Origin of the sequence: Sutcliffiella sp. NPDC057660 (assembly GCF_042800035.1) — a bacterium.
Taxonomy (GTDB): domain Bacteria; phylum Bacillota; class Bacilli; order Bacillales; family Bacillaceae_I; genus Sutcliffiella_A.
This window is the reverse complement of the sequence record NZ_JBHVHV010000016.1, coordinates 61,685-82,847: the sequence shown is the minus strand read 5'-3', so window position 1 is coordinate 82,847 and position 21,163 is coordinate 61,685. Positions and strand designations below refer to the sequence as shown.

Sequence of the window (21,163 nt, the reverse complement as noted above, 5' to 3'; positions counted from 1 at the left end):
AATATAGATATCGAGGGGGAATTGGATGGATAAATGGCAGCGGTTAGCTTTGTATGCTGGGTTTCTTGTTTTCTTTGCAGTAATCTTAATTGTCGGTTTAAGGTACCAAACGTACTTGTATTCCCAAGCAAAGGAGTATTACGATATACTCCCATTCTATCGATTTCGCACCTTTTTCTTTGTAGCGATTGGCATGCTACTTGCCCTCCCCCACCTCAATAGAACTCGCTCCAAATCCGGAAGATGGGGCTTTGATTGGCTGAAGTTCACCGTATTCGGCTTACCTTTATTCTATGCCTGGGTCGTTCCACTGTTATATTTCACTGAGTGGGCACCAAGCGTTAAACTGCCATTTGCCTCTTTTCTTCTTGGAGGGTATTTCGGCAATGTAGTATCCACCTCCTTTGATACCATCATCGGGGTGTTGTTTGGATATGTGATAGTGAATAGTGTGATAAAAAGAAAGAAGTTTTAAATCTGATTTTTTAATAAACACATTAAAAAAGAGAAAGTGAGCCACGTGCCTCACTTTCTCTTTTTCTATAATTCTTTCGAAGTAAAAGGGAGAAACAGCTTGATTCCCCGTTTATTGAACGGCAAAATTTTCAGGTCAGCCACCAGATGACTGATATAGGCTGCCAGACATGTATAGAAGACACCTTCAAATTGCAGGGAGGCCTCCAAATGAAAGACGATGAAGCCGAAGAACACTGTCCCTAATATGGAATGTGTGTAGCTTCGATGCGAAACAAAGGAGGCGATGATGATATATGCCCCAAACAGGATCATCCATAGCTCCTGCAGGGACACTCCTCCTATAAGCACACCGATTCCGGAGATGGTGAGCATATGCTTCTGTTTGATAAAAGAAGAGAGAATCAGCATCAAGGCACCGATCCCGATTCCCCTCAAGCGCTCCATATAGGTTCCTTCATATAGACTATACAAAATCATCAGCACTCCGATTACCTGCGCAACTGTCCTCGTCACCTTATGAGATAACGTAATTCTGCCACGCAGTGTCCCGTCTATATCCAGATCGGGGATCAAACCCGCAACTCCACCCAGTCCTACTAATATGAGTGATTCCATGGAAGTCGGTTCGAATTGATAGGTATTGGCTACCACAAACCCCGCTGCCGCTCCAATTGCTGTATGTGCTGTACCATTCACGTTTGTGTCCACCTTTAATAGAATAGTTATCTATCTATTTTACACCAAAACATTTGTTCTGTTTATGGGTTTTGGGGGAAATGGCACTTTAGTCCTTCTAAATCTTTCGATACTTCTTCAATGCGGCTACATTCACCACGCATAGTACTAACGCAATCGCTACTAAAACGAGTAAATCAAACTGGATCGCTTCCAACCCCTGGCCGCGGATCATAACCGCCTTCAGGGCGTCACCCCCGTAGTAAAGCGGCATGATCTTCGCAATAACCTGGAGCCATTCCTGTAGGGCATCCACCGGCAATAATCCGGCAAAGAAAATTTGCGGAACCACGACAACTGGTATGAACTGTACCATCTGCAGTTCTGAATCGGCGAAGGTGGAAAGCAATAATCCTAAACTTAATGCAACAAAAGCGATAAGTCCATTTGTCAAAAATACACACCAGATGCTTCCTGCTATTTGAATATCGAGCACATACGTACTGTAGGTGACAACAAGCAATGTCTGCAGGACGGCAAATATCCCGTAACCAAGCAGATAGCCGAGTACGATTTCATAACGCTGGAACGGGGTCGCAAGCAAACGGTCCAGCGTACCTGTCGTCCGCTCCCGTAAAAGGGAAATTCCTGAGATCAGGAAGACAAAGAAAAAGACAAAAAATCCGATGAGAAACGGGCTGATCGTGTCAAAAAAAGTGGTATCCTCCGATCCATGTACGTAAGTTTCATCCAGATCAAATGGTGCTGGAAGATCCCCGGACGATACCGCTCCCAGAGCAGCAGCCTTCCCAAGCACTTCCTTCACCTCTATCATGAAGCCCTGCTGTTGAATGCCGCGAAGCTTTGCTTTGATTGCCCCGACTGTGGTGGTGGCCGTTGCATCATAGGTGACAAGAAGCTTCGAACCGTCCCACACGAGGAAAGCATCGAGATCATCCTCTATGATCCGATCTTTGATATCCGTTGAACTCTCGTACTCTACAACCTTCATATCCACTTCTTCCAGCTGATCTACGAGGATCTCAGGCAAGGAAGCCGCACCAACGGTCGCTTCATTGTCCGCGTTCGTTTGAAAAAGGAAATAGACGAGCGTCAGAATCAGTAGAGGTGCCAATAGCATCAAAGCAAGTGTGCGTTTATCACGAATCAGCTGCTGCATGATCCTTCCTCCGATGGCAAAAGTACGCATCAGTCTTCACTTCCTTTCTTTTGCAGGAAAATGGCCTCAATGGAATCCGTTTGAAACCTTTCCTTCAACTCAGTTGGTGATCCTGTTGCTAATACTGTACCATCAAGCAAAAGCACAAGCCGGTCGCATCGTTCCGCTTCATCCATTACATGTGTTGTAACCAAAATGGACTTCCCCTGCTCTTTCAGCGATGTCAGCTCTGCCCATATTTCTTTTCGCAATCGTGGATCAATGCCCACCGTGGGTTCATCGAGTACAAGCAAATCTGGATTTTGCAATAGGGCCATGGCAAGACTAAGCCTGCGTTTCATCCCACCCGAGTAGTTCATCACGCGTTTTTTCATTTCTTTTTCCAAGTCCACCAACTTCATGGCAGCAACTATCCGGTCCTTCCTTTCATTATTTGGAACCTTATAAAGCTTCGCAAAAAACATCATCTGCTGCTCTGCACTCAGCTCCAGGTATAACGCATCGGATTGAGCCATATAACCGATCCTGCCCAGAACTTCCCTATCTGGCATCTTCTTCTCAAAGACGGAAACATTCCCCGCATCCACCATTTCCATGCCAATGATCGTCTTTACAAGTGTGGTTTTGCCAGATCCCGACGGTCCAATCAGGCCGACTATTTCCCCCTGATTCATTTGAAAAGTGATATCGTGAAGCACGACTGTTTTGCCAAAAGATTTCCCAACATCATTTATTTGAATAACACCCAATAGAATCCCTCACCTTCCCGGCTTTCTAAAAAAGGAACACTTGCTTATTCAACACTCTGTTCATTAATATTATAGATAGAGGTGCAAAAGTCCTTCAATATGTAGTTTTATGAGTTCTGTTGATTAATAGACATTCAATAGATTATTGTTCATTAAAGGTGGAGATAAAGTGGAGGAAAAACAGGATTTAAGAGTGGTAAAAACAAAGCGGGCTATTCGGGAAGCGCTCCTTAAGCTCGTAAAAGAAAAGGATTTCGCCAAGGTAAGTGTACGCGATCTTTGCGAATATGCTGAAATTAATCGGGGGACCTTCTATCTTCACTACCAGGATAAATTTGATTTACTCGATCGCATCGAGCAAGAGCTGCTTGATACCCTTATAGACCTGATGACAAAAAGAATGGCAAACAAAATGGAACATTTCGTCAGCCATCCGGATTTTTTGCTTCGATTTGCGACCGAGCTCTTTCGGTATGTAGATAATGAAGCTGAGGTTTTTAGTATGTTGCTTCTTGACTCTGTCAGTCCAACGTTTCCAAACAAACTAAAAGATGTCATACGCGGTAATTTTCTACGTGCCCAAAAGAAAGAATTCAACCCATCCACTCTCTCGATCCCCTTTGACTATCTCATGGCATACGCCACCAGTGCCAACGTCGGCCTGATGCAGCAATGGCTGGCAGAAGGCAGAAAAAATCCGCCGGAAAAAATGGCGGAGGTGCTTGTTACTATCACGATGATGGGGCCTGTTCGGGCAATGGGGTTTAAACATACTTTTAAAATGTCTTCAAACTCAAATAATCCAGAGTCTCATTGATGCTTTGCATGTCATAGATCCCTCTTTCCAAGAAGAAGCGGATTGCCAGGTCATATCTTTCACTTCCAGATAAGGAGTAGCCTGCAGCATTCAGGAATTCTTCCGCGTCATCGGAGTCAAGCTCCAAGGCCAAAGCAAGCGCAATGATCGTTGTTTTTCTTGGTTTGTAGTCTGGATTGGATCGGATTTTCGAGAAATGCTTGCGGTCCATTCCCGCTTTCTTATAAACATCAGCATCCTTCAGCTCCCTGTCGTCGATGTATTGAAACAGGAGCTCCTGCAAGGACGGTTTCTTGTGTTTTTTGATAAAATCATCTATTTCAAAAGAATGGCATTCCTCTAATATCGGCTCCGAATACTTGAAGCTAGATTCATATACCTCGATATGTAAATGAAATTCAATGTATTCCTTCAGTTCCTCAAGCAGCTTATGGTCGATCATTTTCTTGCCCTCCAAAATGTCGCTTTGCAGGCGACCAAATTATGGATATATCACGCTATTATTATAGCATGATGAATCTTAGGAGGATGAAAAATATGAAAAACAATTTAACGGAGATTATTTTCTTACTGGACAGGAGCGGGTCAATGTCAGGCCTTGAGCAGGATACGATTGGTGGGTTCAACACATTCATCAAAAAACAGTGCGAGCATGAAGGAGAAACGCTTCTGACCACCGTACTTTTTGATAGCCAATACGAGATCCTTTGGAACGGAGTGAATGCGAAAAGGGTAACCCTTACAGAAGAGGACTACTTTGTACGAGGGTCGACCGCCCTGCTCGATGCTGTCGGGAAAACCATACTTGATGTAGGCCACCGCCTTGCCAATACTAAAGCGGAAGATCGACCAAATAACGTCATCTTTGTCATCACTACAGACGGCGAGGAAAATTCCAGCCGCGAGTTCACCTATGCAAAGGTACGGGATCTGATCCACCATCAGCAGGAAAAATACAGCTGGGAATTCATTTTCATGGGAGCAAACATCGACTCGGAAAGGGAAGCCGGCAACCTTGGAATACGCAAAGAGCAGGCGTACAGCTTTGACGCGACTGAAAAGGGGATGGAAGTCATGTATGAATCAGTTTGTGAGATGGTGTCGGAAAAACGGATGAAAAATTAGTTGATTCATTTTAAAAGCCTCCCTAATGAGTGGCTTAGGGAGGCAGGTTAATATTACTCTATTAAACCTTGTGATATATTTTGAATATATTAATAAGTTTTATTAGTAGTTAAAAGATTCATTCGCAAACACTAGATCTACCAATGCTGGTGTTACTGAATGTTTGTAGATGATTTTAATCTTTGCTCCTGAAATAATATCATAATTGGTTGCAGTTCCATATGCCACCCTCAAGACAATCGGTTCTTTTTCTCCATCTAATAATAACTCTATCGATTTGTTATCTACTATCCCTGTAATGACAGCCCGGGATTTAACCAGTCCCGTTCCTTTAATTTTCAATCTTTGCCCAATTATTACATGTTCTGATTTTAAATTGTTATCATTCTTAATCTTTGTTGCGGTTGTATGAAACCTTTTTGCAATGCCCCAAAGTGTATCTCCAGGAGCAACCATGTAATACGCTTCTGAGACAACCTCTGTTTTGGGTGTTCCGCTTGTTACTTGCTCCTGACTTTTTGAAGGAATTGTCAATCGCTGTCCAACATAGATTTTGTCTGATGTCATCTTATTCAATTTCTTGATTTTTTCTAGGGATACTCCAAACTTGTTGCCTATAGAGTAAAGCGTGTCGCCTGAAGTGACTAGATATGTATTATTCAACGAAGTGTCATTTGATATGGTCAGATTTTGTCCAATCATTATACGATCCGTATGTAAACCATTTAATTTTTTCAGAGCGGCAACAGTAATTCCATACTTCCGGGCAATGCTAGATAACGTCTCTCCGGAAACCACTTTATGAGACATCCCCTCCACATAATTTGAACCAGGACTTTTTTCCTCCGGTATTAATAACTCTTGTCCCACTTTTATAAGGTCAGACTTTAGACCATTGGCTTCTTTCATCCCTTTAATGGTTACCCCATACTTTATAGCTAGTGAATACAAGGTATCCCCACTCTGTACTCTATGAACCAGGACATTTGCAGCCTCTTTCCCAGTAACATTCACTGTTACAAAGGCACTAGTAGCAAGCGTACCTGCAATGACATAGCTAGCAAATTTAAGCTTTTTCTTTTGTTTCAGCCTTACCCTGTGTTCATGAATTCTTTGTTTTCTCGTTTTAAACCTAGATGCCTCCACCGTACTTCCCCCTAAAATTTCCATGTATTGCATCAGTTAGCAAGTTTTGTCGAAATCACTAATTACTTCGATGCTAGTTGGTATTTTAGTAGGGTGAATTTAATAAAAGAGAAAATAGTATGATGTATTGTATTAATAAGTAAAATATTTGAGCGATTAGAATCATTTGGTGTTTAAAAGATGAAAGAGGCTCTCGTAAACCCCGCGTGTGGCTACTCTAGTGTGGAAGCAGAGTTTAACAGAGCCATTTATTAAAAGGCAATTTGTAACATTAGCAAATTATGGATATAATAATTACTATATTAATAGAAATGAGGACTTTCATGAGCATTTTTAAAAGTATCCTAAAAGGTGCAGGTAAAATGGCACTAGAAGCTGCATCTCAGAGTGTTTCAAATGCAAAGAACAATATGTATCAGCAAGCAAGTAAATCCGATGTGAAAATCGGTGGATATACGATCATGGAATGGGATTCTCAATGGCGTTATGCAGGTATACTATCCTCTTTAAACTTAACACCTTACAACAAATATGTAGGACTTTATAAAGCAACACTTGGAGGAAAAGTAGTTTACATCGGAAAAGCTACGGAATGGAATAATGGTGGATTTAGAAAGCGTTTATCCGATTATACACGTGAAAGTACCAGTGCCAGAAAACACGGTTCCGGTCAGAAAATGCATCTTCATCGAAATGAATTAAATATTGAGTTTCTGATTGTTGGTTCGAATGCATCTGCCGCAGAGTTCACCCCGAAGCTGGAAGCACTCATGATTGGAAAATATAATCCGGAATGGAATAAAGTGAAAAACTTCAATCTTTAGTACATTTCGTGCACAAATTTCGCTAAGTGGTGCAAAATTACTTTTTTGTGCGTAACAGCAAATAAGTGCATATTCTCTCTACACCGGAATAATCAACCATCCTTAGGTTTATCCAGATAAAACTAAAACAGGCAGGGAAACACTCCGTTTTCCTTGCCTGTTTTAATTTAGTGACCTTTAAGACGGACTCTTTTATTTAGCCCTAGTGGATATTCCTCTTCTTAAACTGCCCACCCTTTACATCATGCACATTCGCAATGGCGAGAAAAGCATTTTCATCAATACCATCAACGATACTTTTAAGTTTCGCTTCCTCAAGCCTAGTGATAATAGAGAAAATCACACGGCGGTCTTCCTGGGAGTAGGCTCCTTGTCCATCCAGGAAAGTTACCGCCCGGCCTAATCGGTCCATGATGGCATGAGCAATTTCCTCGTACTCGTCACTGATGATCAAAACGGATTTGGTTTCACTCATTCCTTGGACTACGACGTCCATCGTTTTCGCCGCTATGTAGTAAGTGATAAGGGAATACATGGCGGACGTCCAGCCGAATACAAAGCCCGCACTTGATAAAATAAATAAATTGATGAACATGACGATATTGCCTACAGAAAATGGCGTCTTTGAACTGATCAAGATGGAGAGAATCTCAGTACCGTCCAAGCTTCCGGAATTACGCAGTACGATTCCGACACCGATTCCAATGATGATACCCCCAAAAACCGCAGCCAATAAGGGATCTGTAGTGGCTGGTGTGGAATGATGAAAAAACACCGTAAAAATGGATGCGGCGACAATTCCATACGCACTTTGAAATGCAAACGTCTTACCAATCTGCTTATATCCTAAAAATATAAAAGGAAGATTTAATAAGACCAGGAAGATTCCAAGCTTTATCTTTGTTATTTCAGCCATCATGATGGAAATCCCGACAATCCCACCGTCCACCATCTGGTTTGGGATGAGGAATTTCTCGATCGCCACTGCAAGGAGTAAGGCCCCTAGAGTAATCAATACATAATTTTTCAGTATTTTTGCTGCTTGTACCCATTTGGATTTTTTCGTGTGAGGCAAAAGTGCTTCCCACCTTTCTTTGAAGCGGGGCCTGACCCTCACTGCATACTAGCAAGTGAGGATAACCACTCAATTATACTGCACGATTTAAAGCATACATTTATTTTGCACATTTTCCCATAAATCCGACTCCTCCAGATAATGTGCCATCTGTAATAGCAGGTCCTCCCTGCCCATTGCAGCCATGAACTGAACTCCTAGCGGCAAGCCTTCTTTTGTGATGTGCAGGGGCACCGACATTGCAGGCTGTCCTGTCAGATTGGCGAGTTGGGTAAATGGTACACGTTTGAGGCTGTCTTCTACCATCTGATCGATGATGCCCATTTTCTTTAACGGATTGGCAGTACCTATTTTCCCTGTTATTTGAAGAGCAAGCTTTTCGAAGGACTTCAGAGCATGCTCCCCAATTTTTGCAGGGGGAAAAGCAGTTGCAGGCGTGATGTAGAAATCATACTCCTCATGAAAATATTCCATTGCATATCCTGCTATGTCCCATTCCCTCATACTTAAAACAAAGTCCTGGGCAGTAATGGCTTTTCCAAGCAAACCCATCATATAAGTCGTCGGTTCCACGTCCCTATAAGAAGCTTTCCTTCCAAGCACAATTTCCATACTTGCAAGAGTGGCGCTGACCTCGGCGAAATACATCGTAAGAAAGCTGTTGGCAATTTTCTTTCCGTCCACAGGAGCATCCACTTCTTCTACTTGAAAACCGCATCTTTCCAGATAACTAACAGTCTTCTTTACAGCTTCCACGCATTCAGGATCGACGTGCGTACCAATCGGGGACTTTACCGAAAAAGCAATTTTCCTCTGTTTATCAAGTGATTTATCCATTGTCTGCAGATAGCTTCCAGCAAACGGAGGTGCTGTGAACGCAGCCCCTTTTTCCATAGCCTTCAGCTGATCCAGGACAGCAGCACTATCCCTAACCGAACGGGTCAGTACATGTTCTACAGCTGCCCCCTGCAAAAACCTGGCAAATCTCGGCCCAACTGGAGTACGTCCTCTTGAAGGCTTCAAACCAAAAAGCCCACAATACGCTGCCGGTATCCGTATCGATCCTCCTCCATCATTGGCCCCGGCAATCGGCACCATACCGGAAGCAACCGCAGCACCAGAACCCCCACTGGAACCTCCCGGTGTAAAATCATGATTCCAAGGATTTCTTGTAGGTCCGTACTCAACTGGCTCTGTATACGCCGTGATGGCCAGCTCTGGCACATTGGTTTGTCCAAGAAATAGAAAACCGCTCTTTCTCAAACGGATCACATACTCCGAATCTGACTGGGCTCTATAGTTGCGAAGAGCCTTGGAACCACCGGATTTGGGTTCATCTTTCAATTCTTGTGAGAAATCTTTCAGTAGCATGGGTACACCGGCAAATGGACCTTTGAAATCCTCTTTTGCCGACATTTTAGCCTGTTCGTACATCGTGTGGATAACTGCGTTGAGTTTGGGGTTATGCTTATCAATTTGCGAGATTGCAAGATCGACCAATTCTCCTGGGGTAACTTCCCTTGCTTTTACTAATGCAGCTAGACCAAGGCCGTCATATTTAACATATTCCTCCGTATTCAAAGCTCTCACCTCTATACATACTATTCTGTATAAGGGAAGGGTAAACCTGCTTTTTTCAATCTGACTGTTCATTCGTTTCAGGAACTCTTTCAAGATTCCTCTATTGGCTCTTCACCAATCCCAACACCACCAGAATAGCTCCAATCACCTGAATCCAGCATCCAATCATCAATATATAGTTTCCCCACTGTTCTGATCCTTTCAAAACGAAGAGCATACCACTGGAATCCAATAGGGCACCAAGGGAGATGGCGCTATATCCAAGCCCCTCCAAATCATTTTCCATCAACTCTAATATGGCTTTCGCTTCAAACGCTGCACCGAATGATTGAATGCCGCTCCCAAAAATATTGAGCTTTCTGCCTTCGGTTAACTCTCCATTAAACTCAAAGCTAGTCGCAATCGCATTGGTCGCATTCCCTCCAGCCTGCAACCAGCTTCCGGTGATGCCCTGCGTTTGGCTTTCTCCAGCCTTCAAAGACTCCTTATCTCGCGCAATAGCTTGAAGCGAATTTCCAAATGCTTCAATACCGTTACCCTTTATGATGAATCTCTTCCAATCCTCCTTAGAAGTTACAGTGAAATTCGTCTGCCCATAGGCTGTGGAAAGGGTTCCTGCAAGTACAACGACCGCTCCGGCAACTAGCAGTTCTTCAGCATTAGTATCCAAGACCCTCACCTACTCTTCACGTTTTTAGCAGTGTATTCAATGGAGACTCTTTGCGCTAAGGTAATCAATCTTCCACCATTATTTCCGCCCTCCCTACACCACAGCCCATCCCTAAACATACGCTACTATACCAAGATTCATATATTTCAGCTTGGACTTCTGGTCTTAGAAAGGAGCTTGTATAGATGGAACTTACAGCGGCGCATTGGATGTATCTTGTGGGTACGGTCGTCATAATTTTCACGATGCTCTTCCGGCAAAATGTCGTAGTACCCGCCATAGTAGTCACGTTTTTGGTGGGGTGGATTTTCAGTGGTTCGTTCTCATTTGGTCTTCAGACAATATTCAATGCCAGCTTGATCGCTGCAGGAGAGCTATTCAACATATTCCTGATCATTGCGATTATGACCGCCCTGCTTCATTCGTTAAAATCGTTGGGTACGGATGAACAGATGATCACCCCGTTTCAAAAGGTCATGAAAAATGGCCATATTTCCTTTTGGGTAATCGTTTTTGTCACTTACTCCATTTCCCTGTTTTTCTGGCCGACACCTGCCGTCCCGCTCGTTGGCGCATTGCTGATCCCTGTTGCAATAAGAGCTGGGCTTCCACCAATAGGTGCAGCAGTTGCCATATCACTCGCAGGTCAGGGGATGGCACTGTCCTCGGACTATATCATTCAGATTGCTCCTTCCTTGACTGCAAAAGCAGCCGGGGTGGACCTGGCTTCCGTGGCGGACAAAGCATTTGTCCTTTCACTAATCACAGGATTGACAGCCATCGTTCTGGCCTACCTTGCCATTCGCAAATTGATTTCCATTCCTTCCAATGATCATCTTCTAAAATGGAACAGCATAGAAAGTACGTCAAGAGGCACCGAAGATGATTCAAATTCCATTTCGGTATCAAGAAGTAAATACAGTACCCTTTTTGCAATCCTGGTTCCTGGTACCTTTCTAATAATCATTGTCTATATGATTCTCGCAAAATTTTCCGACGTCCTGCCGTCACTTGAAGGGGGCGCCGGAGCAGCACTGATTGGGGGCGCCTCGGTCATCCTACTGATTGGTGCCACCTTTTTCAAGCAGGCGCGGACCTCACTCACAAATGTAAGCGACCACCTTGTCAAAGGCTTCGTGTTCGCTTTCAAAGCCATGGGACCCGTCATCCCGATCGCTGGATTCTTCTTCATCGGCAGTGGCGAATTGGCATCAAGGATTTTTGGAACCCCGGCAGAAGAAACACCGTCCTTCCTATTTGACCTGATTCTCGCAGGGCAATCCTATATTCCGGAGAATGCATTTATCGCGGGCTTTGGCATTCTTCTAGTCGGAATGATTACCGGATTGGATGGCTCCGGGTTCTCAGGCCTTCCACTGGTCGGCGCATTATCCGGTGCACTTGGTGACAGTGTCGGCGTGGATCCTGCCACCTTAGCCGCTATCGGTCAGATGGGTGCCATCTGGGTCGGAGGCGGAACACTGATTGCCTGGTCCTCCCTCGTAGCGGTTGCAGGCTTTGCGAAAGTACCGGTGATGGAGCTTGTAAGACGGAGCTTTGTACCGGTTATTGTGGGGTTGATTGTGGCTACTGTACTGGGATTGTGGATGTTTTAGGGAATTAAAAAAACAATCGATATTGTATGAAATTTTTTTAAAAAAGGCAGCAAACAGAAAGTAGTAAACTGTTTGCTGCCTTTTTCATATCTTAATATTAATTAATTTTCAAACGTGGCAAAGTAGTGATGTCAAAAAGTAAACAAAAAACATTGGGAATTTTTGTAGTATGTGGGACTTGTCGAAAAACCAAGCATATCGTGGGAGATTTATAGGTAGTCCAGCCAGTTTCTTTTATTATGAAGCACCCTCAAGATGTTCACTGTCTGGAGTTCTTCTTCTATAACAAAGAAAACACAATAGTTCTGCACTAAAAGTCTTCTAATAGCTTTTTCGGCAAGATTCTCTTCATTTATAAACGGATACCTAAAAGGATACATTTCCAGGTTGAATATTCCTTCTGTTATTTCAGCAATTATATTCCGGGCAATATCAGGTTCATAAACCTCATTGCAATAATACTGGACTATTTCTTTCAAATCATATTCTGCAGGTTCAGTCATCAGGATTGAATATTTTATCATTCCTTCATTTCCTTTTGGATGTCATGTATTACATCGCGAAAAGGGCGGACTCTTTTCTCTTTTAATGCGTCTAACCCCTCCCCCAGAAGTTTATGAAGCTCAAACCGGCCAACCAATTTTTCATAAGTTTCCATGCTCATAACCGCAAGATCACCTTGTCCGTTTTTAGTAATAAATACAGGTTCATCATACTTATGGCATAATTCGGATATTTCATTATACTTATTTCTTAAATCTGAACTTGGTCTAATATTAGGCATCATTGTCACCTCCACATTTTTTTATATCATTATTTTATCTTAATATTGATATATATTCAATTTGGAGGAATGATTCGTCTGAAATATAATAAAAGGCTTAGAGGATAATTGTCCAATTGCGGGCGAGAAGTTTTAATATGGTTTGAAGTTTTATTTGAAGTGCGGGATAAATGGGAAACAGAAGTATGCGTCTATTAGAAACCGGAATAATTTGGAGAGCAAAATGCAACTATTTGAAATTTGCAGTATTTTAAACAATAAATGCTATTTTGGTTGTTTTCAAGGTGAAAATAGGCCTTCTTGGCAATGATTTTAGAAATTCAGACAGATTCGCAAGATATACTTCACTCTTATAGTCCCTTTAACAGGTTTGTCCCCACAGCGAAATATTGTACTGTGGGGCAGGCACCTTCCTAATTGTTTCTACGGTTGTTTTCATTCATATAAATGGCATGCTACAAAATGCTTCTCTTCTACCTCTATCCAGGATGGTTCCTTCCTGGCACAGATATCCATTGCCTTTGGACAGCGTGAATAGAATCTGCAGCCCGCTGGAATGTCAGTGGGACTCGGGACATCTCCCTTTAAGATAATTCTTTTACGCTGCCGTTCAAGATTTGGATCTGGTAAAGGTATTGCTGATAAAAGTGCCTCTGTGTATGGATGAAGCGGATTGTCATATAGGCTTTCACTGTCCGACAACTCCACCATTTTCCCCAAATACATGACCGCAATTCTGTCACTGATATGCTTGACCATGGATAGATCATGGGCAATGAATAAATAGGTGAGCCCTTTCTCTTCCTGAAGCTGTTTTAATAGATTCACAATTTGCGCCTGTATCGATACATCCAGAGTTGCTATCGGCTCATCTGCAACGATAAAATCAGGGTTCACGGAGAGCGCCCGGGCTATCCCGATACGCTGCCTTTGTCCCCCGCTGAATTCATGTGGATAGCGATCCGCATGTTTACGATTCAAACCGACTTGCTCCAAAAGGTCTGTTACCTGTTTTCTGCGCTGTTCTTTCGTAATATCGGGTTGATGGATCAATAACCCTTCTGCAATGATTTCCTCTACAGTCAGCCTGGGGTTTAAAGATGAATACGGGTCTTGAAAAATCATCTGCATCTTTTTTCTGTATTTTTTCACATTTGATTTTGACATCTTGGTATGAAGGTTTTCATTTTCAAAAAGGATCTGGCCTTTAGTCGGGGAATAGAGCTGAACCATGGTACGGCCTACGGTTGATTTGCCGCAACCGGACTCCCCGACCAATCCAAGTGTCTCCCCTTTGTAGATGGAAAAGGTCAATCCATCAATCGCACGCAATACCCTGCCTTTACCGACTTTGAAATGCTTCTCAAGTTCTTTCACTTCAATTAGTACTTCCTGGGTACTCATGAATGATTCCCCCCTACCGTTTCAAGTGCCAGATCATCAGGTACCCTTTGATCCTGGAGCCAGCATGAAACCGTGTGATGATCAGATACGGACGTAGGTTTCGGGCTGAAATAATGACATACCTTCATCGTATACGGACATCTCGCAGCAAATGGACATCCTGTTCCCAGATGGGCCAGATCCGGCGGAGAGCCGGGTATTGGTATTAAAGCTTCCGATCTTCCAACATGGAGCTTTGGCATCGATTTTATCAACCCTAATGTGTATGGATGCTGGGCATTGTAAAAAACCTCATCCACCGACCCCATTTCCACGATTTCACCAGCATACATCACCGCCACCCTATCTGCCATGTTTGCAACAACTCCAAGATCATGGGTTATCAGGATGATTGCTGTTCCAGTCTTTTGCTGCAGATCACTCATCAGATCCAATATTTGTGCTTGAATCGTTACATCAAGGGCAGTTGTCGGCTCATCCGCAATCAATATTTTAGGATTGCAGGCCAACGCCATCGCAATCACCACACGCTGCCTCATCCCTCCAGAAAACTGGTGGGGATAGGAATCGATTCGCTCATCCGGGTTAGGAATGCCTACCAATCTAAGCATATCGACGGCTCTTTGCTTCGCTTCCTTCTTTGAGACATGATGATGTTTTTGCAGTCCTTCTATAATCTGCTTGCCTATTTTCATCGTAGGATTCAAGGAAGTCATGGGGTCCTGGAATACCATGGAGATTTCAGACCCACGGATGCTTTGCATTTCCCGAACCGATAAGTTTAAGAGATTTTTATCTTCATAGAAAATCTCACCTTGGGGGATTTTTACATTATGCTTTGGCAGTAAACGCATAATCGACTTCGCTGTAACAGATTTCCCGGAACCGGATTCCCCTACAATGGCTAATGTCTCTCCTTTATGCAGGGAGAACCCGACTCCTCTGACAGCCTGTACCTCGCTTTTCTGAGTGCGGAATGAAACTTGCAGGTTGTTCACTGTAAGAATTGGCTTTGTCATATGGTCCTCCCTATTTTCTCATTTTTGGATCAAGCGCGTCTCTCAGTCCATCTCCCAGCAGGTTAAAGCAGATCATGATCGCCGAGATGATGATTGCCGGGAAAAATAATTTATATGCAAAGAATCTCATCGCCTTGTATCCGTCCTCAATCAACACTCCTAAGGAGGCAAGCGGGGCCTGCAATCCAAGTCCGATAAAGCTTAGAAACGCTTCAAAGAAGATTGCAGTCGGGATGGTGAACATGATGGTAACAATGATCGGTCCCAAGACATTTGGAAATAGATGCTTCCAGATCAACCTTGCATTTGAAGCCCCTAACGTACGGGATGCCAGCACGAATTCCTGGCTTTTAAGCTGAAGGATCTGCCCGCGGACAACACGTGCCATCCCAACCCAGCCAGTTATCACCATTGCAAGAATGATAGAGGTGATACCCGGTTCCAATATAAGAATGAAAAGGATGATCACAATTAGATTCGGGATACCGACCAGCACTTCAATGATCCGTTGCATGACAGTATCAACCCTGCCTCCGTAAAAAGCAGATAGTCCTCCATACAAAACTCCGATCACTAAATCCAGAAAGGCGGCAACCAAGGCAATATAGAGGGATATTTGAGTCCCTTTCCACACCCTTGTCCAAAGATCCCGTCCAAATTCATCGGTGCCGAACCAATAATTTGTCGTAATATTTCTCGCTTCATATTGATTGACACCATTCACATCCTTGCCGTCAAAACCTAACCATTCCAAACCAGGCAGTTTTGGCGGCAGGTTCGTATGGGCGATATTTTGGTCTTTATAGGAAAATTCATTCAAGGATGGACCTATGATTGCCATAACAGAAATGAAAAGTAGGAGAATGACGGCAATAATTGCTCCCCTATTTTTTAGTAATCTATGAAACGCTTCTCTCCAGAAGGTTACAGGTGGTCCGGCAATTTCCTCCTGTTTACTTGGATCAAGAGGCGCCCGGACGAACAGGTCGTCTGTTATTTCCTTTGGTACAACATCTAATCTTTGGATGGAGCTTTTATTAGGTGAAACATGAGTGGTCGAATTGGTATTCCTTTCGAGCTTCATGCTTGTTCCCCCTTCCCAAAGCTGATTCGAGGGTCAAGGATTCCATATAGAATGTCCACGATGAATACGACAAAAATAAATAAAGCGCTATAGAATAAGGTGATTCCCATAATGACACTGTAATCAAGAACCAGAATAGATAAAGTGAACTGTTCTCCCAGCCCGGGAACTGCAAAGATTTTTTCGATTACAAGTGTTCCTGTCATGATACTGACTGCCAGCGGTCCAAGCATGGTCACAACGGGAATCAGCGCATTACGTAACACATGTTTTGCAACGATGCTTGCTTCGCTAATTCCTTTTGCCCTGGCTGTTATGACATAATCCTGACCGATCACTTCGAGCATTTCGCTTCTGATAAATCGTGCTACCGTCGCAATAACTGTCACCGATAGAGCCAATGAAGGCAGTAGCGTGTATTCATAGCTCTCCCAGAGTGCCGGGGGCAGCCAACCAAGTTTCACCCCTATGTAATACTGAAGCAATGCCGCAAAGACGAAGGAAGGAATCGACATACCAAGGACTGCAACAGTTACTGATCCGTAGTCCAGTATGGTATTATGCCTTAATGCGGAAACAATCCCAAGAATCAAACCTGTTATTGTTCCGAAAATCAGTGCCTGGAATCCGATAAGTGCAGATGGTCCGATTCTATCGATGATCATACTGTTTACTGTACGCCCTTGATATTGAAAGGACATACCTAAGTCCCCTTGAACCAGATTCCCTAAATAGCGGATATACTGGATGGCAACCGGCTGATCCAGTCCATATTTGGCATTCAATACAGCAAGCTGGTGATCTGTTAATTTTTCCGGATTACTGTATGGTGTTCCCGGAAGGAATTTTACAAGAAAAAAAGTGGCAGTAACAACGACAAATAGTGTGATAAGCATATAAATAATTCTTTGGAAGAAAAATCTTTTCATTTTTAACCACTCATTTCTTTACATACTTTTATGATTGAAAGGATCATATAAGAGCTTAATAGAGTTGAAATTCTTCTATAAAAAAGGGTAGGATGCATATGAATATACACCCTACCCCGAACCTGCTCTATACTGGATGACTATTCAATGTAAGCCCATTTGTATGTGAAGTCAGGACCACTTGGATGTTTGATAAGACCTTTGATCTTACTGCGTTGCAGGATTGCTTCACCACGCTGATAAAGCGGAACTAATGCGGCGTCTTCTTCAAGCAGCAATCTCTCTATCTCCAGAAGCATTTCATAGCGTGCACTTAGATCCGTTTCCAATCTCGCTTTACTGACGAGTTCATCCAAATCAGGGTTATGGTAGTCCATACGGTTGGCTGAGCTTCCTTTTACCCACATATCCAGATATGTCATTGGATCACTGTAGTCCGGTCCCCACGTAGATAAGGAAATATCATACTCCACCGCTTTTTCAATTTCGAGGCGTTGTGCAAATGGGACAGCCTTCAATTCCAATGTAAAGCCTGGCAGATTATCTTGGAGCTGGGCCTGCAGATACTCTGCAGTTTTCTTCATTTCTTCCGAATCGGCAATATTGATCGAAACTGTCAGATCCTCTGCTCCAACCTCTTCAAGTCCTTGTTTGAAGAGCTGTTGTGCTTCCTCAGCAGTTCCCGTATTAAAATCACCATTCAACTCCCGGTAATCTTTTTTATCCGGTGAGAAATAGAATCCTTCCGGAACAACTCCATATAACGGAGAGGAACCATCTTTTAAAATAACATCCGTTAAGCCTTGACGATCAATGGCCATGCTGATCGCTTTTCGGATATTTTTATTTTTCAGTGCCTCGTGATTATGATTAAAGCGAAGGAACACTATTCCCGCCTGCTTTGTAATCTTGAACTCTTCGCTATCCTTGTATTGATCTACAAACGAGGTGGAGAGCTTCACACGGTCAATCGTGTTACTCTCATATAGATTGGCAGCAGTTGTCGAATCTTTTACCACATAAACATTGATGGTATCGAGCTTTACACTGTCAGCATCATGGTAATCTGGATTCTTTTCAAATTTCCAGCTTTGCTCTTGTTTCCACTCCACTAATTTGAAAGGACCATTTGATAGGATATTTTCAGCTTCCAAAGCGTATTGGTCACCTTGCTCTTCCACAAATTTCTGGTTTTGGGGAAGGAAGGTCGGGAACGTCAATAATGTTTCAAACAGAGGGTTCGGATTCTCAAGTGTTACTTCAAGCGTCTTCTCATCAACCGCCTTAACGCCCAGTTGATCTGCAGCCATTTCTTCATTCATGATCGCTTCCGCATTTTTCACACTCGCAGTCACAAACATAAAGTTATATGGGCCTGCTGTTTCGAATACTCTTTTCCATGCAAATTCGAAATCCTGTGCAGTGACAAGTTCCCCATTACTCCAAGTTGCATCACGTAGTGTAAAAGTATGTACCATTCCGTCGTCACTTACGTCATGCTTTTCAGCCATTGCAAGTATTGGTTGATGGTTTTCATCTTGTCGATATAAACCTTCGTTGTTATTATTCAAAACATCAAACGCAATTGCATCATGGGCCTGGGTAGAATCAAGGGTCGGGATATCAGCAGTGGCACTGATATTCAGCACCTGTTCACTGGCACTTGCTTTTTCCCCATCTTTCTCATTTTCCGTTCCTGTTTCTTTTGAAGAGCCGAAATTACAGCCTGCAAGAATGGTAGAAAGCATCAATACGAATAGGATAATTGGTAAAAGGCCTCTCTGTTTCATCATCTTCCCCCTTTTTATAATTTGTAGAATATACTATTCTATATCTAGTAGTTTACTTTATTCTGGTATTTCGGACAACTAGATATCTTAATTTTCTAAATAATATAAATATTAGGATTATATACCTAGACCTAAGGAGCTATAAAATGGGATTTAAAAAAATATTGTTTTGGCTGCTTTCATTACCGCTATCTTATTTCGCCATCTCTCTTTTCCACCAATCATATAATCTATTGAATTGGGTCGACTTTCTTTTCATACTTGGATTGGTCCTACTAGTCACGGGTTGCTTGATGTGCGTAGTGGCAGGAGGCTTTTTCTCCTCCTTCATTCATAGCTGCAAGGTATTCTTTGCCTCCATCAGTAAAAAAGAACAGATCATTTCAGAGATTGAAGGAAAGAAAGAACGGAGTAATATCAGCTTCCGAAAATCCTTCTTCCCCTCAAAACTAATGATTATTTTAGGCTTTGGCTACTGTATCGTAAGTCTGTTTTTGTCAATTTTGATTGTGAACAGTTGAAATCTTTGAGCAATAGTCCAAGAAGTTTTGGTAGGCAAATCCTTTTACCATCTCTTCGGAGTAATGCTTTAATAGGGCATTTATAAGATTTTGATACTTGGAGGCGTCTTCTAGGTCTTTCACATACGTATTAATTCCATCAAAATCAGAGCCCAGACCTACTTGTTTACTTCCACCAAGACTACAAAGATGATCAATATGATGGATCAAATCGGATAGATCTGCCTTCCCATCTTTTTTCACAAAAGGTGGACAGTATACAACGTGAACCATTCCACCTTTTGTGAACATCGCTTTTGCTTGGTCGTCATATAGGTTTCTTGGATGATCACAGATCGCTCTCGCATTGGAATGGCTCGCGATCGGGTATTCAGCAAGCACCATCACATCCCAAAAGGCTTTTTCGCACAAATGGGAAACATCCGTAAGCACGCGGTTCTCATTATTGATCCGGACAATTTCTTTACCGAACAAGGTTAACCCCGCACCACGCGGTTCACCTGCACCATCTGCAGCCAAATTGGCATTATTCCAGGTCAGGCCTACCGAACGAACTCCCAATTGATAGAGAATACTTAGTTTATGTAGATCGTTTCCGATTGCGTCCACTCCCTCAAGTGTCAGCACGGCACCGATTTCGCCTTCTTTTAACAGGGATATATCTTCCCATTGCTTGATATGTTTCATTTCTGGATTCTTCGCAAGTACTTCCTTATAGAAATAATCAATTTGATCCAATGCCGCCTGGAATTTCTGTTCCGCTTTCATTTCAGGATAGACAAATACGGCATAGCATTGAACCCATACTTCCCCTTTTTTCAAGCGCTCTACATTTGTATCCAATTCTTCAGCATTTGAATAGTTTAACTTTCCCTTTGATTCCCACAACTTTAATAATGCATCACAGTGCAAATCGATGATTTTCATTTTCTTCTCTCCCTCCACTTTTATTAACAACTTTGGACAAATCGATTGAAAATATTTTTCGAAATACTATCACCATGTACAGCCAATGGCTCCGGGTGCCATTGGACACCTAACACAAACGAATGCTCCACACTTTCAATGGCCTCGATGATACCATCCGATGAGCGGGCTGATACGATAAAAGGCTTAGGAACATGTCGAACAGCTTGATGATGATAGGAATTGACTTTAAATTTCGCTTGCCCTGCGATATCCCCCAGTAAACTATTTTCATTTGCCATGACATAATGAGACAAATGGGTACGTGTTGCTTTTTGGGAGTGTTGCAGCAAAGGTTCATCCTTTTGACTATAAATATCCTGATACATGTCTCCTCCAATAGCAATGTTCAGGATTTGAATACCGCGACAAACAGCAAGGATCGGCTTATTGGCAGCCAGCATTTTTTCTATAATCGCCAGCTCAAAGCTGTCTCTCCCAGGTGAAATCATTCCTAAATTAGGATGAGGCTCTTCACCGAACAGCATGGGATCAATGTCTCCTCCCCCTGCCAAAACAAGCCCATCGATCTTATCCGCCAGCTGCGCAACATCAGAATCCACCCCTATTGGTAAAATAACTGGTATTCCACCTGCCTGGATAATGGATTGAACATAATCATTTGAAAGACTATACTTGTAATCCAGCTCCACGTGAGAGGTAATTCCAATAATCGGTTTTTTCCCCATAATCAACCCTCTTCCCTCGTTTTTATTAATTTTATTCATTTA

23 protein-coding genes are annotated in these 21,163 nt (G+C 42.8%); 6 read left to right on the top strand and 17 right to left on the bottom strand.

All coding sequences use genetic code 11. The annotated features are described in order from the left end of the window. Positions 1 to 25 precede the first annotated feature (25 nt). Positions 26 to 475, top strand: a complete 450-nt coding sequence (locus ACFVAD_RS18430) for a hypothetical protein (protein WP_386643411.1) — start codon at positions 26 to 28, stop codon at positions 473 to 475. 65 nt (positions 476 to 540) lie between these two features. Here the strand turns inward: ACFVAD_RS18430 and ACFVAD_RS18425 are convergent, their stop codons facing one another. From ACFVAD_RS18425 to ACFVAD_RS18415, 3 genes are all read right to left on the bottom strand, one after another. Then, entirely contained in the window at positions 541 to 1,173 is a 633-nt protein-coding gene (locus ACFVAD_RS18425; RefSeq protein WP_386643408.1) for a metal-dependent hydrolase, read from the bottom strand. A 97-nt stretch (positions 1,174 to 1,270) separates the two neighbouring features. Continuing rightward, positions 1,271 to 2,362 carry an ABC transporter permease gene (locus tag ACFVAD_RS18420; RefSeq protein WP_386643405.1) on the bottom strand — a complete coding sequence of 364 codons (1,092 nt, stop codon included), beginning with the start codon at positions 2,360 to 2,362 and terminating at the stop codon, positions 1,271 to 1,273. Further along, positions 2,362 to 3,081: an ABC transporter ATP-binding protein gene (locus ACFVAD_RS18415; RefSeq protein WP_386643402.1), complete on the bottom strand. Its 720-nt coding sequence runs from the start codon at positions 3,079 to 3,081 to the stop codon at positions 2,362 to 2,364. Before ACFVAD_RS18415 ends, ACFVAD_RS18420 begins: the two co-directional genes overlap by 1 nt. A 169-nt stretch (positions 3,082 to 3,250) precedes the next feature. Here ACFVAD_RS18415 and ACFVAD_RS18410 point away from each other — a divergent pair, with 169 nt between their 5' ends. Next, complete coding sequence (locus tag ACFVAD_RS18410) at positions 3,251 to 3,898, top strand: TetR/AcrR family transcriptional regulator (RefSeq protein WP_386643400.1); 648 nt, start codon at positions 3,251 to 3,253, stop codon at positions 3,896 to 3,898. Here the strand turns inward: ACFVAD_RS18410 and ACFVAD_RS18405 are convergent. Beyond that, positions 3,858 to 4,340: a hypothetical protein gene (locus ACFVAD_RS18405; protein ID WP_386643397.1), complete on the bottom strand. Its 483-nt coding sequence runs from the start codon at positions 4,338 to 4,340 to the stop codon at positions 3,858 to 3,860. The two genes, ACFVAD_RS18410 and ACFVAD_RS18405, sit on opposite strands and share 41 nt — an antisense overlap. 95 nt (positions 4,341 to 4,435) lie before the next feature. On the opposite strand from ACFVAD_RS18405, the gene ACFVAD_RS18400 reads away from it, so the two are divergent. Continuing rightward, positions 4,436 to 5,023, top strand: a complete 588-nt coding sequence (locus ACFVAD_RS18400) for a vWA domain-containing protein (protein ID WP_386643394.1) — start codon at positions 4,436 to 4,438, stop codon at positions 5,021 to 5,023. 102 nt (positions 5,024 to 5,125) lie between these two features. On the opposite strand, the gene ACFVAD_RS18395 is transcribed toward ACFVAD_RS18400, so the two are convergent. Next, positions 5,126 to 6,169, bottom strand: coding sequence for a LysM peptidoglycan-binding domain-containing protein (locus ACFVAD_RS18395; RefSeq protein WP_386643391.1), 1,044 nt, complete (start codon positions 6,167 to 6,169; stop codon positions 5,126 to 5,128). A gap of 323 nt (positions 6,170 to 6,492) precedes the next feature. Here ACFVAD_RS18395 and ACFVAD_RS18390 point away from each other — a divergent pair, with 323 nt between their 5' ends. After that, positions 6,493 to 6,993, top strand: coding sequence for a GIY-YIG nuclease family protein (locus ACFVAD_RS18390; protein WP_386643388.1), 501 nt, complete (start codon positions 6,493 to 6,495; stop codon positions 6,991 to 6,993). A gap of 202 nt (positions 6,994 to 7,195) precedes the next feature. Here the strand turns inward: ACFVAD_RS18390 and ACFVAD_RS18385 are convergent, their stop codons facing one another. The 3 genes from ACFVAD_RS18385 to ACFVAD_RS18375 all read right to left on the bottom strand — a co-directional run bounded on the left by ACFVAD_RS18385 (position 7,196) and on the right by ACFVAD_RS18375 (position 10,319). Next, positions 7,196 to 8,068, bottom strand: a complete 873-nt coding sequence (locus tag ACFVAD_RS18385; protein ID WP_386643386.1) for a YitT family protein — start codon at positions 8,066 to 8,068, stop codon at positions 7,196 to 7,198. Positions 8,069 to 8,155: 87 nt separating this feature from the next. After that, positions 8,156 to 9,649 carry an amidase gene (locus ACFVAD_RS18380; protein ID WP_386643384.1) on the bottom strand — a complete coding sequence of 498 codons (1,494 nt, stop codon included), beginning with the start codon at positions 9,647 to 9,649 and terminating at the stop codon, positions 8,156 to 8,158. Between the two features lie 100 nt (positions 9,650 to 9,749). Next, on the bottom strand, positions 9,750 to 10,319 hold the full coding sequence (locus ACFVAD_RS18375) for a DUF6944 family repetitive protein (protein ID WP_386643382.1): 570 nt from the start codon (positions 10,317 to 10,319) through the stop codon (positions 9,750 to 9,752). 185 nt (positions 10,320 to 10,504) lie between these two features. On the opposite strand from ACFVAD_RS18375, the gene ACFVAD_RS18370 reads away from it, so the two are divergent. Continuing rightward, entirely contained in the window at positions 10,505 to 11,935 is a 1,431-nt protein-coding gene (locus tag ACFVAD_RS18370; RefSeq protein ID WP_386643380.1) for a hypothetical protein, read from the top strand. A 209-nt stretch (positions 11,936 to 12,144) separates the two neighbouring features. Here the strand turns inward: ACFVAD_RS18370 and ACFVAD_RS18365 are convergent, their stop codons facing one another. From ACFVAD_RS18365 to ACFVAD_RS18335, 7 genes are all read right to left on the bottom strand, one after another. Next, positions 12,145 to 12,459 (bottom strand): type II toxin-antitoxin system RelE/ParE family toxin, encoded by a 315-nt coding sequence (locus ACFVAD_RS18365; protein WP_386643377.1) that lies wholly within the window; start codon positions 12,457 to 12,459, stop codon positions 12,145 to 12,147. Then, positions 12,456 to 12,722 (bottom strand): type II toxin-antitoxin system prevent-host-death family antitoxin, encoded by a 267-nt coding sequence (locus tag ACFVAD_RS18360; protein ID WP_386643375.1) that lies wholly within the window; start codon positions 12,720 to 12,722, stop codon positions 12,456 to 12,458. The genes ACFVAD_RS18365 and ACFVAD_RS18360 overlap by 4 nt, the downstream gene beginning before the upstream one ends. A gap of 432 nt (positions 12,723 to 13,154) precedes the next feature. Further along, positions 13,155 to 14,123, bottom strand: coding sequence for an ABC transporter ATP-binding protein (locus ACFVAD_RS18355; protein ID WP_386643372.1), 969 nt, complete (start codon positions 14,121 to 14,123; stop codon positions 13,155 to 13,157). Then, complete coding sequence (locus ACFVAD_RS18350; protein ID WP_386643369.1) at positions 14,120 to 15,142, bottom strand: ABC transporter ATP-binding protein; 1,023 nt, start codon at positions 15,140 to 15,142, stop codon at positions 14,120 to 14,122. The genes ACFVAD_RS18355 and ACFVAD_RS18350 overlap by 4 nt, the downstream gene beginning before the upstream one ends. A 10-nt stretch (positions 15,143 to 15,152) precedes the next feature. After that, positions 15,153 to 16,226 carry an oligopeptide ABC transporter permease gene (gene opp3C, locus ACFVAD_RS18345; protein ID WP_386643366.1) on the bottom strand — a complete coding sequence of 358 codons (1,074 nt, stop codon included), beginning with the start codon at positions 16,224 to 16,226 and terminating at the stop codon, positions 15,153 to 15,155. Further along, entirely contained in the window at positions 16,223 to 17,155 is a 933-nt protein-coding gene (locus ACFVAD_RS18340; protein ID WP_386643364.1) for an ABC transporter permease, read from the bottom strand. The genes opp3C and ACFVAD_RS18340 overlap by 4 nt, the downstream gene beginning before the upstream one ends. 140 nt (positions 17,156 to 17,295) lie before the next feature. Continuing rightward, on the bottom strand, positions 17,296 to 18,948 hold the full coding sequence (locus tag ACFVAD_RS18335; protein ID WP_386643361.1) for a peptide ABC transporter substrate-binding protein: 1,653 nt from the start codon (positions 18,946 to 18,948) through the stop codon (positions 17,296 to 17,298). Between the two features lie 143 nt (positions 18,949 to 19,091). Between ACFVAD_RS18335 and ACFVAD_RS18330 the strand changes: the two genes are divergently transcribed. After that, entirely contained in the window at positions 19,092 to 19,466 is a 375-nt protein-coding gene (locus ACFVAD_RS18330) for a DUF3899 domain-containing protein (RefSeq protein WP_386643358.1), read from the top strand. Here the strand turns inward: ACFVAD_RS18330 and ACFVAD_RS18325 are convergent. After that, the gene (locus tag ACFVAD_RS18325; RefSeq protein WP_386643355.1) at positions 19,443 to 20,393 is read right to left on the bottom strand and encodes a dipeptidase; all 951 of its coding nucleotides are present in this window, start codon (positions 20,391 to 20,393) and stop codon (positions 19,443 to 19,445) included. The genes ACFVAD_RS18330 and ACFVAD_RS18325 overlap by 24 nt on opposite strands. A gap of 23 nt (positions 20,394 to 20,416) precedes the next feature. After that, positions 20,417 to 21,121 carry a gamma-glutamyl-gamma-aminobutyrate hydrolase family protein gene (locus ACFVAD_RS18320; protein ID WP_386643353.1) on the bottom strand — a complete coding sequence of 235 codons (705 nt, stop codon included), beginning with the start codon at positions 21,119 to 21,121 and terminating at the stop codon, positions 20,417 to 20,419. Between the last annotated feature and the right edge of the window lie 42 nt (positions 21,122 to 21,163).